The sequence below is a fragment of the Ectothiorhodospira shaposhnikovii genome (genome assembly GCF_016584105.1).
Taxonomy (GTDB): domain Bacteria; phylum Pseudomonadota; class Gammaproteobacteria; order Ectothiorhodospirales; family Ectothiorhodospiraceae; genus Ectothiorhodospira; species Ectothiorhodospira shaposhnikovii.
In genome coordinates this window covers 42,645-53,374 of record NZ_NRSM01000025.1, presented here as the reverse complement: position 1 = coordinate 53,374, position 10,730 = coordinate 42,645, and the positions used below count along the sequence as shown (strand labels likewise).

Here is a 10,730-nt window from a genome sequence, read left to right as displayed (position 1 = left end):
GGGGGAGGGCTATCCGGCCACTGATCGTCGTCGCTGTTGCCGGTACAGGGCCTCGAACTGCGTGCTCTGTGCCAGCCACTGATCCGGGGTGAGTCCCAGCCGCTGCAGGATCGGGGGTAGGGTATTGGCGATGGCGCCTTTCTTTCTCGGGTCGATGGCCCGACCGGTGTAGTCCACCAGGGCGAGATAATCCTCGAAGGCAAACGGGATGCCAGGCTGTTCCCGTTCGGCGAATGCGCCTTCAAACGGCAGCAGCGGTTTCACCGGCCCGTCGAGTCGCAGCAGGGCGTCCATCCGCATCTGCTCACGCACCGACTGGGCCAGATCGAACCTCGGCGTGATCCGTTCCCGGATGCTGGTATGTTCCGAGGCTTCCGGTGTATCCGTCATCCCGGCCCGCACCGGGTTGAGATCCACACGGCGTCTGGCGGCCATCAACCTGCTCAAGCTGGATCTGCTCACAGACGAGCAGATCGCCCAGACCACGGGCCTGTCCCTGGCCGAGGTGAAAGTGCTGAGGTCAGACCGATCCCACTGAAGGGCATGGCCGTGCCGGTGAAGCACCGCCATCCCCCTCCAGCACCTTCTCCAGCCCGGGTGCCGGCTCGAAGCGGTCCCCGTGACGGGTCTGCAGTTCGTTCAGGCGCTCTGCCACCGCTTTCGGTCCCCGCCGGGCCAGTTCATGGAACGGTCCGCCCAGGAAGGGGGGGAATCCGATGCCGAAGACGGCTCCGATGTCTCCGTCCCGCCGGTGACGGATGATGCCTTCCTGGTGGCAACGGACCGCCTCGTTGATCATGGGCAGCACGGTGCGGTCGATGATTTCCTGGGCCGGAAGGCGTTGCCCGGGCTGTACCCCCAGTTCGGTGTAGACCGCCGCATCTACTTTGGGGGCGCCGCGCCCACGGCGATCATGGCGGTAGAATCCCTTGCCGGACTTGCGGCCCCGCCGCCCCTGGGCCAGCAGGCGCTCGCCCACCGGTGAGGGGCGCATGCGTTCACCGAAGGCTTCATGCAGGATGGGTCCCACCTTGCCGCCCACGTCCAGCCCCACCTGATCCAGCAGGGCGAAGGGCCCCATGGGGAAGCCGAACCGCACCAGGGTGGTGTCGATGTGGTCGATGGGCACGCCCTCCATGAGCAGATGGCAGGCCTCGTTCAGGTAGGGGGCGAGGATGCGGTTGACGTAGAACCCGGCCCCGTCCTGAACCACGATCACCGTCTTGCCCTGGTCCCGGCCCAGGGCCACGGTGGTGGCGATCACTTCCGGATCGGTGCGGTCGGTGACGATCACTTCCAGCAGGGGCATGCGTTCCACCGGTGAGAAATAGTGCATGCCGATGACCCGTTCCGGCCGCCGGGCCGGCGCGGCGATCTGCGCGACGGGGATGGACGAGGTGTTGGTGGCAAAGATCACTGTCTCCGGGCAATGGGCCTCCACATCCGCCAGCATGCGGTGCTTGAGTGCCAGATCCTCGAACACCGCCTCGATCACCATGTCCAGACGACCAAAGCCGCTGTAGTCCAGGGTGGGGGTGATGCGGTTCAGCTGGCGTCCCGCCTCGAAGTCGCTTAGCCCCTGGCGCCGCTGCCGGGTCCGGATTTGGCGATGGACATGGCCCATGGCCTCGTTGAGCCGTTCGGCGCTCACGTCCTTGAGCCGTACGTTCCTGCCGGCCTGGGTGCTGGTGACATGGGCAATCCCGGCCCCCATCAGGCCCGCGCCCAGCACGCCCACGGTCCGCACCGGACGAGGGGTGGCCGACGGCGAGGTGACCAGGGCCTTTTTCAGGGCATTGCCGGCCAGATACAGGGACATCAGCGCCTCCGCCTGGGGCGTCATGGCCAGGGTCCCGAAATGCCCGGCCTCGGCGGCGAGCCCCGCCCGCCGACCGGATTCCAGGCCGGTGCGCACGGCGTCGATGATGCGTTCCGGGGCCGGGTAGTTGCCCTGGGTGCGGGCGTGTACCCGCTTGCCGACCTGCCGGTAGACCATGTGTCGCCCCAGTGTGTTGTTTTCCAGCAGGCGTTGGTGCCAGGGCCTGCGGCGGCGGGTCTGTTTCCCGTCCGTCAGGGCCTGCACCCGGGCACGGGCCGCCTGCATCAGCAGGGGCGGGGGCACCAGTTCATCCACCAGTCCCTGCCGCAGGGCCTGGCGCGGGCGCAGCTGGCGTCCGGTGAGCATCATGTCCAGGGCCTGGGGCAGGCCCACCAGCGGCGGCAGCCGTTGGGTGCCGCCGCTCCCCGGCAGCAGGCCCAGCTGCACTTCCGGCAGGCCCAGGCGGGTGGCGTCATGATCCGTGGCCACCCGGCCGTGACAGGCCATGGCCAGTTCCAGTCCGCCGCCGAGACAGGGGCCGTGGATGGCGGCCACCACCGGCACCGGGAAGCCCTCCAGTCGGTCGAACAGGGCCTGTCCGGCGCGGGCCAGGGCGGCGGCGTCCTCGGCGCTGTCGCAGGCGGACAGCATGCGGATGTCGGCCCCGGCGATGAAGTTGTCCGGCTTGCCGCTGGTGATGATGACGCCCCGCAGGGTGTTGTCCCGTGCCAGGGTATCCAGCAGGGCGCCGCATTCGTCCACCATCTCCGCCCGGAGTACGTTCATGCGCTCATCGGGCAGGTCCACGGTGATGACGGCCACGTTCCGGTCATCCTTCTGCATGTGAAAGGCATTCATCAGTTCACCTCCAGGATCAGGGCTGCGCCCAAGCCGCCCGCGGCGCAGGCGGTGGTCAGCGCCAGTCCGCCGCCCCGGCGGCGCAGTTCGCGCAGTGTCTGGATGATCATGCGTCCCCCCGTGGCGGCGAAGGGATGGCCGTAGGCGATGGAGCCGCCCAGTACGTTGAAGCGATCCGGGTCCACCTCGCCGATGGGGGTGTCCCGTCCCAGGACCTCCCGGGCAAAGCGCGGGCACCGCCATTGTTTGAGATTGGCGAGTACCTGGGCGGCGAAGGCCTCGTGCATCTCCACCAGTGCCAGGTCTTGCAGCCGGATGCCGGCCCGGTCCAGGGCCAGGGGGGTGGCATGGGACGGACCCATCAGTCCGTCGTTGAAGGGGTCGATGGCGGTGAAGGCCCAGCCGCGAATGAAGCCCAGGGGGTCGAAACCCAGTGCCCGCGCCCGGGATTCGGTCATCAGCAGCAGGCTGACGGCGCCATCGGTGAGCGGGCTGGAATTGGCGGCGGTGACCGTGCCGTGGCGACGGTCGAACACTGGCGGCAGGCGTGCCATGTGTTCCAGGCTGGTATCGGGTCGCAGGGTGTTGTCCCGGGTGATCACTTCCCGGAAGGGGGGCACGATGCCGGTCATCACCTCGGCTTGCAGGTGTCCCGCCTCCCAGGCCTGGTGGGCCTTGTGGTGGGAAGCCACCGCCAGGGCATCCTGCTCCGCCCGTCCGATGTCGTGATTGCGGGCCATCTGTTCGGCGATATCGCCCATGCGCAGACCGGTGGAATAGTCCGCCACCGCCGGCGGGTTGGGCAGCAGATGCCCGGGGCGGATGTCCTTGAAGCAGCGCAGCTTGTCCAGCAGGGAGCGGGCCTTGCTGGCCCGCATGAAGGCGCGGGCCAGGGGGGTGCTGAGCTGCAGCGGCAGCACCGAGGTGGAATCGGCGCCGCCGGCCAGCCCCACCTGGATCTCGTTGCGGGCGATGGCGGCGGCCACGTCCACGGTGCTCTGCAGGCTGGTGGCGCAGGCGCGGGAGACGCTGTAGGCATCGGTTCCTGCCGGCAGGCCAGCGCCCAGCACCACTTCGCGGGCGATATTGGGGGCCTGGGGGAGGATCCCCACCTGACCGTAGACCACCCGTTCCACCAGCGCCGGGTCCAGGTCCGTGCGGGCCATCAGTTCGCTGGTGACCAGAATGCCCAGATCAATGGCGGACAGGTCCCGGAAGGCGGTGAGCTGCCGCGCAAAAGGCGTGCGCAGCCCGGCCACCACCGCCACGCGCTGGCCGGGTCGGGTGGGTGCGGGGTTGGGTGTCTTTTTCATACGAACTCCCTTGGTGTGACGTCGGCCTGCCGTGGACACCCTGGAGCGATCCCGGCGGCATCATGGTTTGATAATCATCAAGGGGGACTCTAACAGTCGTTTGAATGAATAGGCAAGCCGGACGTGTGGTGCCCTGCCCGGCGGTAGCGGTCCACCTCCAGGCCGGTGGGGTCGATGTCTGGCCTCACCCCAACATTCGATGTTTTCAGCGGTGAGGATGTTTGTCGATCCACTGGGATAATCGAGCTTCAGTGGCCTGCTGGACATGCTGTTGGCAGTACAATCCTGGCCCGGGCGCCGAATTTGCGCTTGATGAGGCGCAGCATAGCCGGTCACTGCGGGTGCTGCGCAGGTTCTCATCGATGAATGAGCCAGCTACGGGCTGGGGCTCACCGGCCATCTTGTCGGTGAGGGCCTTGGGAACTTAAAGCTACTCCTTCTAACCAGCAATATTGGTTGGTAGCGTTACTCCGTCAGTTCGGGCAAGAAGGTGTGGTAGTTCAAGTCACGGAGTCAGGCCCTTGGAGGCTCAGCTAAACCAAAGCGTACGCACATCGATGGCAAGTGTTTTCCGATACGACATTTGAGAGTTGACTGATGAGTAATTTACCTAATTGTCCAGGTTGTAAATCCAGCTTTACATATGAAGATAGAGGCGCTTTAGTTTGCCCTGAATGTGGCCATGAGTGGAAGGCAGGAGAAGGTGAGGAGCAATACGCTGGTATAGTAGTAAAGGATTCAAATGGAAACTTGCTGAGTGATGGTGACACAATTACTGTGATTAAAGATCTAAAAGTTAAGGGAACGTCCCTCGTGGTGAAAGTTGGAGTCAAGGTCAAAAACATCAGGTTGGTAGATGGTGATCATAATATTGATTGCAAAATCGATGGCATCGGTCCAATGAAGCTCAAATCTGAGTTCGTTAAAAAGGCATAAAGAAGGACATGGCCGTGCCAAAGCTAGCGGAAAAAAGAAAAATAGTTGATCAGGTGTCTGAGCTTTTGGTTCAATGTCAAGAAGTTCAGTCCATGTATCGCAGTAAGCTTCATGCGCTTTCCGAGCTCAAACAATCCATGCTACAAAAGGCCTTTTCGGGCGAGCTGACAGCTGGCCCGGTAAGCCTCAACGATGCTCTCAAGGAGGAGTTAGTCACATGACCCAGGAACACCAGGCGCCGATCATCATCTACGGCGCAGCCGACAAGGCCGTCGAGGTCCGGCTGGATACGGATCAGGAGACGGTTTGGCTCTCACAACGGCAAATGGCTGACGTCTTTGATACCTCGACGGACAATATCGGCCTGCACCTCAAGAATATCTACGCTGACGATGAACTGGTCGAGGAGGCAACTACCGAGGAATCCTCGGTCCTTCGTCAGGAAGGCCAGCGGCAGGTTCGGCGGCGCGTCAAGCACTACAACCTCGACGCGATCATTTCAGTCGGCTACCGGGTCAACTCAGGCCGCGCCGTCAAGTTCCGCCAGTGGGCCACCCGCGTCCTCCGCGAACACCTCACCCAGGGCTGGACCCTGAACCGCCAGCGCTTTGAGGAAAATGCCCGGGAACTGGAGGCGGCCCTGGCGCTGGTGCGCAAGGCCGCGCAAAGCCCGGCGCTGGACGCGGGCAGCGGTCGTGGCTTGGTGGATATCGTCAGCCGCTACGCCCAGACCTTTCTGCTGCTGCAGCGCTACGACGAGGGGCTGCTGACCGAGCCACGTGCCCAGCCGGGTGGAAGCCTGCCCACACTGGAACAGGCGCGGGCCGCGCTGGACAGTCTGAAATCCGAGCTCATGGCGCGCGGCGAGGCGACCGATCTGTTCGCCCGGGATCGGGGCGACGGTCTGGCCTCGCTGCTGGGCAATCTGGATCAGAGCGTGTTTGGCGAGCCCGCTTACCCCAGCGTGGAGTCCAAGGCCGCGCATCTGCTGTATTTCGTGGTCAAGAACCACCCGTTTTCCGATGGCAACAAGCGCAGCGCGGCCTTCTTGTTCGTGGACTTCCTCCACCGTAATGGCCGCTTGCTGAATGCGGCAGGTGAGCCGGTGATCAACGACGTGGGCCTCGCGGCCCTGACCCTGCTGGTGGCCGAGTCGGATGCCGCCCACAAGGAGACCATGATCCGTCTGATCATGAACATGCTGGCTGGAACGCATAATGGCAAGAGATAGTCTTTTTTATCAACGAGTATCTATCTGCGGAGGAGTACGCCATGCCCTTGGCCATCAATTCCGACTTTGAAGAAGTGCTGGAGCCCTTTGGCAGAGAGTCGGCCAACTTCTTCCTCGCCGCCGCCCTCTACCATGCCCACAAGCTGAGCTTTGCCGCTGCTGCCTCGCTGGCCGATCTCAGTTTTGAAGATTTCGCTGCCCGCCTGCGCGAACACTTCGGTACCGGCTTCCGACTGGATGAACAGGTCGTGGAAGAGGATATTCATACTGTCGATGCACTTGCGCACCCATGAACGAAGCCGAAACCCGCGCTGAACTCATCGACCCGGCCCTGAAGGAGGCAGGGTGGGGTGTGATGGAGGCCAGCCGGGTGCGGCGTGAGGTGATCACGCTCGGTCGGCTGCAGGGCGGCGGCAAACGGGCCAGGCAGGACATTGCCGACTATGTGCTGATCTATCGCGGCCAGAAGCTTGCGGTGATCGAGGCCAAGAAACGCAGCTTGCCGGTGACCGAGGGGCTGGCCCAGGCCAAGCGCTATGCCGAGCGCTTGCAGACCCGATTCGCCTACGCCACCAATGGCGACGGCATCTACCGGGTGGACATGGGCACGGGCACGGAGGGGCCGGTGGATGCCTGGCCCTCTCCCGATGGGCTGTGGGTGGAGACCTTTGGCACGGGTGCCGGTGTTCAAGACAGCTGGCGGGAACGCTTCGGCGCGGTGCCCTTCGAGGACAATGGTGGGTTCTGGCAGGCGCGCTATTATCAGCACAACGCCATCAACCAGGCGCTGGAGGCCGTTGCGGCGGGTCGGGATCGCATTCTTCTGACCCTGGCCACCGGCACCGGCAAGACCGCCATCGCCTTCCAGATTGCCTGGAAGCTGTTTCATGCCCGCTGGAGTCTGGCGGCACGCGCCTCGGGCGCGCCTGTTCAGGGATCTGCCCGAGCTGTTCAAGGACGAAGACGAACTACGCCGCCTGTGGGGTCGCCCGGATACCCGGAAAAAGCTGCTGGAGGGGCTGGAGGAGAAGGGCTACGGCAGGCAGGAGTTGGCCGATGTGGGCAAGCTGATCGAGGCCGAGCACAGCGATCTCTACGATGTGCTGGCCTACATCGCCTTCAACATGGCGCCGGTGAGCCGGGCCGAGCGAGTGGATGCCCGCAAGGCGCGCATCTTCCATGGCCACCATCGTTTGCTTCTTTTCGGGTAAGGCGGTGTTGGGTTGGTCGTCGTCACTTTTGTCCTTGCCATCGTTGAACACTGCCGCTTTAGTGCAGGATGAATTCTGGATGGGCATTGATGAGGTAGAACGCGACCATACCGACGAGCGTGGCCAAGCCTGGATCTCGCCGTATCGACATGGACGCACCCGCAGCGATCACCCCTCCCGTCACGGCCATCAACTCCAACGAACTTTCGGACTGCTCGAACGTGGGCAGGATGACCGCAGCGGCCATTGCCGCCAGCAAACACGGGCCCAGGCGGTCCAGCCAGGATGATCGTGGTCCTTCCCGGCCACTGGGTCGAATCCAGAACAAGGGCAAAACACGAGTGGCGTAGGTCGCCATACCGATGATGGTGATGGTAGTCCAGAGGGCGGTCATTCGGTTCTCCGATCCGGGATAAGGGCAGGCAGGGCGCCAGCCAGGATCGCGAGTTCAGGGCGACCGAGCAAAACCATGAGCGCCGAGAGGACTCCGGCGAGCAGCATCCGCCCAAGTATCGACCGCCTCGCAGTGGACCAGACCAGCCCTACGAAAAGTGCGGGAAGGGCGAAGTCGAGCGCCCCACTGATGCCTGGGGCGTGGGACTGGAGAACGTCGCCGACCGCATTCCCCAGTGCGGTGCCGATGATCCATGTTCCCAGCGCCGAAATGGCCAGTCCCACGAGCCACCTGGAGGGCAAGGCGTGGCCACGCGCTTCGTATGCGGTCAGGGTGGTTGCGAATACCTCGTCCGTGAGGCCGTAACCGTAGGTTGCCCGGCCTGCGGGCGAAGCATTGAGACGCCCCGCGAGAACCGCTCCGTAAAGAATGTGTCTGAGGCTGGCAGCAATCGCCAATAACGCCAGAATGACCAGCGGAACCCCTGAGGCAAGCCCGCTCAGCAGGAGTGCCTGATTGGCCCCCGAAAACATGATCGCGGACCACAACGCACTTCCGAAAACCGAAAAGCCCAGTTGTGAGGACGCCGCTCCCAGCGCGAAGGCCACCGGCAAGTAGGCGGCTGCAATGGGCAGGGCGGCTTGCACTCCTGCGCGCACACCGAGATCGGCTGTCATACAGCCTCCATGACCAGAAGATGTGTCCCGGCATCCTCCTGGCCGTCTCCATCGGTTGCATAGATCCTGTGATGCTCCATGATCTCGAACCCGTTCGTCCGGGCGAGCGCCTTGAACCGTGCCGGAGATGTCTTCTGCTCGACCTCGTAGTCGAACCCTGCGATGAGCGCCTGGAGTTCCAGAAGGTGGAATCGAGAGAATACCGCCAAGGGGTGTGAGGGCTGCATCGGCCGTTCGATTTCCGTGACCTCCTCGAAGAGATCGCGAATCGTGTGCCTGGCCGCATCGCTCCGTTGGGAATATGCCATTCCCAACGCCTCGGGAAGCACCTCGGCCAAGCGCTTCGCGAGCTGGATGTCGCCCTTATGTGATCCTTTCGGCAGCTCCACCAACGTATCCAGGATGTACCAAAGGTGATGGCGAATGAGGGCGGCCTGGCGTCCCCCACAGTCAGAAAACGCTGAGATCATCTCGTCGGCGACTAGAACACGACCGCCATTCCGGACTTGATCACGTATTGCGGCAAGGAAGGCGGACGTGTCCAGATGGTGGGACGCACCAACCGATACGGCGACCTCGAACCCCTGATTTCGGGGATCCAGTTCCGTGATTGAGGTTTGCTGGATCGCAACTGCGGGATCCTTGGCGAACCGTCGTGTCAGATGCTGAACCGCTACTTCGCTGGGATCGACCGCGAGCGCCTGCAGGTCCGGGCGCAGTTCGCGAAGCATCGCCAAGGGCAGGCCGGGCCCTGTTCCGACATCGAGGATCCGGAGCCCCTCCGTCACGGGTAGGTAGCCTGCCAGCGCAAGCGTCTGGCGGGCATAGGCGGGATGGACAAGTTCGTAGGCCTCGTAGGCGTCAACATCGATCCTGGCTTCAAACAGGCGCCTTGCGGTGGCGTCATCTGGCTCCCGACCATGTTCTATCGTGCCCACGCCCAGCGGCACTGTTGGCCTGCCGTGTCTCGTCAGAGCCTCCGCAGCCAAGGCCGACTCCATCAGGGATGACGTCTCGCTGACAGAGCGCTGGATGCGGTCCAGATCGCACGATCCGAAACGCGCAGTAGCGAGGTCTGCAAGCTTCAGGCATCGGTCCGCCAGGTTTCCCTTCAGGGACTCAGTCGCTGTAGGAAGGCGCGCCATTTGCGGTGCCCGGTAGAGTGAGAGGATTCCGGGGGCGCTGCCAGTGAGGACGAAGCGACGCACGGCGGGGCTATGCGGGACGGTCGCGATTCTTCTGCGAAGCTCACTCACGGCTTTCGCGGGGCTGAGTTGCGCCGGGAGCTGGAACCTCTTGGTGTTTATGCCCACCCCGTTCTGCACCTCGATCGTGGCGCGGGCCATCAGCGATACAACTTCCTCCCAATCAACCTTGCTCCGAGGCCAGTTCAGCTCCAAATCGGGCCGTGCCCCATCCTCCTGGAGGGGATAGACCACCGTTACGATGGCGCGTGCGCTCGCGCGTTCGGCCGAATAGATGTGTGGTACATCGGCCGCGAATGAGGCGGATTGCCCAGCTTTCAGCAGGCTGGGGCCTTCCGCCGGTCCCGTCAGCAGCTCTCCGGCAAGAACGACCACATGTTCGTGGACCCCGGAAACATGGGGGCGGGCGTTTCGGGATACTCCGGCTGGCAATTCCAAAAGGTAAGCCTCGACGATCTTCGGGCTCGTCCGCCGGTCAATGAGCTGCACGCTGGCGCCGTCGTCGTCCACAACGCACTCATCCTTGCTGTCGCCGATCAGGGTGCCGAAATTCACGCCAAGTGCGTCCGCGAGGTTCCATAGCGTCTGCACACGTGGGTTGTCGGCCCCGTTTTCAAGTGCGGAGATCGATGCGCGGCTGACCGAGCTGAGTTCCGCAAGCCCATCCAGCGTCAAACCCCGGCGGCGTCGGATGGTCGCAACGTTCTGCCCTATGCTCCATACCCGTTTGCTGTCTGTCTCCAGCACGGCTCAAGTGCCTCCAATGGGTTTTCTTTTAAAGAAGAAAATCCAGAATAATGGATATCGTTGGTGTTGGAAAGGCCTCACTGGACCGAATTGGGGATGACGCCGAACCCGCAAGCCTGGCTCCGTAAGATCGGGTCCGCGGGGGCGCTGCTGCCTTGGTTTGATTTTTAGCGTCATCAAACTGGACCTGGGTGTGGATATGGAACGGGTACTTTCCGGTGAGGTGTCGGGGCTGTTCGTGGCGGCCGAGCCGTTTGCCTTCCAGGCAGCGGATTGACGCCGTGTGGCGCCAGAGGAAGGGTTTGCAACGATCAATGGATGTGATTGATCCGAACTGGC

The 10,730-nt window shown here is 63.3% G+C and carries 11 protein-coding genes and 1 pseudogene; 6 read left to right on the top strand and 6 right to left on the bottom strand.

Annotation, left to right across the window (positions count from 1 at the left end; all coding sequences use genetic code 11):
* Nucleotides 1-9: 9 nt before the first annotated feature.
* The 3 genes from CKO35_RS13310 to fadI form a co-directional block, all read right to left on the bottom strand.
* Nucleotides 10-447: a hypothetical protein gene (locus CKO35_RS13310; protein ID WP_242467193.1), complete on the bottom strand. Its 438-nt coding sequence runs from the start codon at nt 445-447 to the stop codon at nt 10-12.
* A gap of 73 nt (nt 448-520) precedes the next feature.
* Nucleotides 521-2,677, bottom strand: coding sequence for a fatty acid oxidation complex subunit alpha FadJ (gene fadJ, locus CKO35_RS13305; protein ID WP_200176634.1), 2,157 nt, complete (start codon nt 2,675-2,677; stop codon nt 521-523).
* Complete coding sequence (gene fadI / locus CKO35_RS13300; RefSeq protein ID WP_200176633.1) at nt 2,677-3,990, bottom strand: acetyl-CoA C-acyltransferase FadI; 1,314 nt, start codon at nt 3,988-3,990, stop codon at nt 2,677-2,679. The genes fadJ and fadI overlap by 1 nt, the downstream gene beginning before the upstream one ends.
* Before the next feature lie 597 nt (nt 3,991-4,587).
* On the opposite strand from fadI, the gene CKO35_RS13295 reads away from it, so the two are divergent.
* The 6 genes and pseudogenes from CKO35_RS13295 to CKO35_RS13270 all read left to right on the top strand — a co-directional run bounded on the left by CKO35_RS13295 (nt 4,588) and on the right by CKO35_RS13270 (nt 7,368).
* The gene (locus tag CKO35_RS13295) at nt 4,588-4,926 is read left to right on the top strand and encodes a zinc ribbon domain-containing protein YjdM (RefSeq protein WP_200176632.1); all 339 of its coding nucleotides are present in this window, start codon (nt 4,588-4,590) and stop codon (nt 4,924-4,926) included.
* An 8-nt stretch (nt 4,927-4,934) separates the two neighbouring features.
* Nucleotides 4,935-5,147 carry a restriction endonuclease subunit S gene (locus CKO35_RS13290; RefSeq protein WP_200176631.1) on the top strand — a complete coding sequence of 71 codons (213 nt, stop codon included), beginning with the start codon at nt 4,935-4,937 and terminating at the stop codon, nt 5,145-5,147.
* Complete coding sequence (locus tag CKO35_RS13285; RefSeq protein WP_200176630.1) at nt 5,144-6,157, top strand: virulence RhuM family protein/type II toxin-antitoxin system death-on-curing family toxin; 1,014 nt, start codon at nt 5,144-5,146, stop codon at nt 6,155-6,157. Before CKO35_RS13290 ends, CKO35_RS13285 begins: the two co-directional genes overlap by 4 nt.
* Before the next feature lie 41 nt (nt 6,158-6,198).
* Nucleotides 6,199-6,450: a UPF0175 family protein gene (locus CKO35_RS13280; protein ID WP_200176629.1), complete on the top strand. Its 252-nt coding sequence runs from the start codon at nt 6,199-6,201 to the stop codon at nt 6,448-6,450.
* Nucleotides 6,447-7,085, top strand: a pseudogene (locus CKO35_RS13275) (type I restriction endonuclease); the annotation flags it as partial. The gene CKO35_RS13280 and the pseudogene CKO35_RS13275, both read left to right, overlap by 4 nt.
* Complete coding sequence (locus CKO35_RS13270; protein WP_200176628.1) at nt 7,045-7,368, top strand: type I restriction-modification enzyme R subunit C-terminal domain-containing protein; 324 nt, start codon at nt 7,045-7,047, stop codon at nt 7,366-7,368. The pseudogene CKO35_RS13275 and the gene CKO35_RS13270, both read left to right, overlap by 41 nt.
* A gap of 58 nt (nt 7,369-7,426) precedes the next feature.
* Here CKO35_RS13270 and CKO35_RS13265 read toward each other — a convergent pair whose 3' ends face one another.
* From CKO35_RS13265 to CKO35_RS13255, 3 genes are read right to left on the bottom strand one after another with little or no spacing between them, the layout of a single operon-like run.
* Nucleotides 7,427-7,762 (bottom strand): AzlD domain-containing protein, encoded by a 336-nt coding sequence (locus CKO35_RS13265; RefSeq protein ID WP_200176627.1) that lies wholly within the window; start codon nt 7,760-7,762, stop codon nt 7,427-7,429.
* Complete coding sequence (locus CKO35_RS13260) at nt 7,759-8,439, bottom strand: AzlC family ABC transporter permease (protein ID WP_200176626.1); 681 nt, start codon at nt 8,437-8,439, stop codon at nt 7,759-7,761. The genes CKO35_RS13265 and CKO35_RS13260 overlap by 4 nt, the downstream gene beginning before the upstream one ends.
* Complete coding sequence (locus CKO35_RS13255; RefSeq protein WP_200176625.1) at nt 8,436-10,391, bottom strand: methyltransferase domain-containing protein; 1,956 nt, start codon at nt 10,389-10,391, stop codon at nt 8,436-8,438. Before CKO35_RS13255 ends, CKO35_RS13260 begins: the two co-directional genes overlap by 4 nt.
* Between the last annotated feature and the right edge of the window lie 339 nt (nt 10,392-10,730).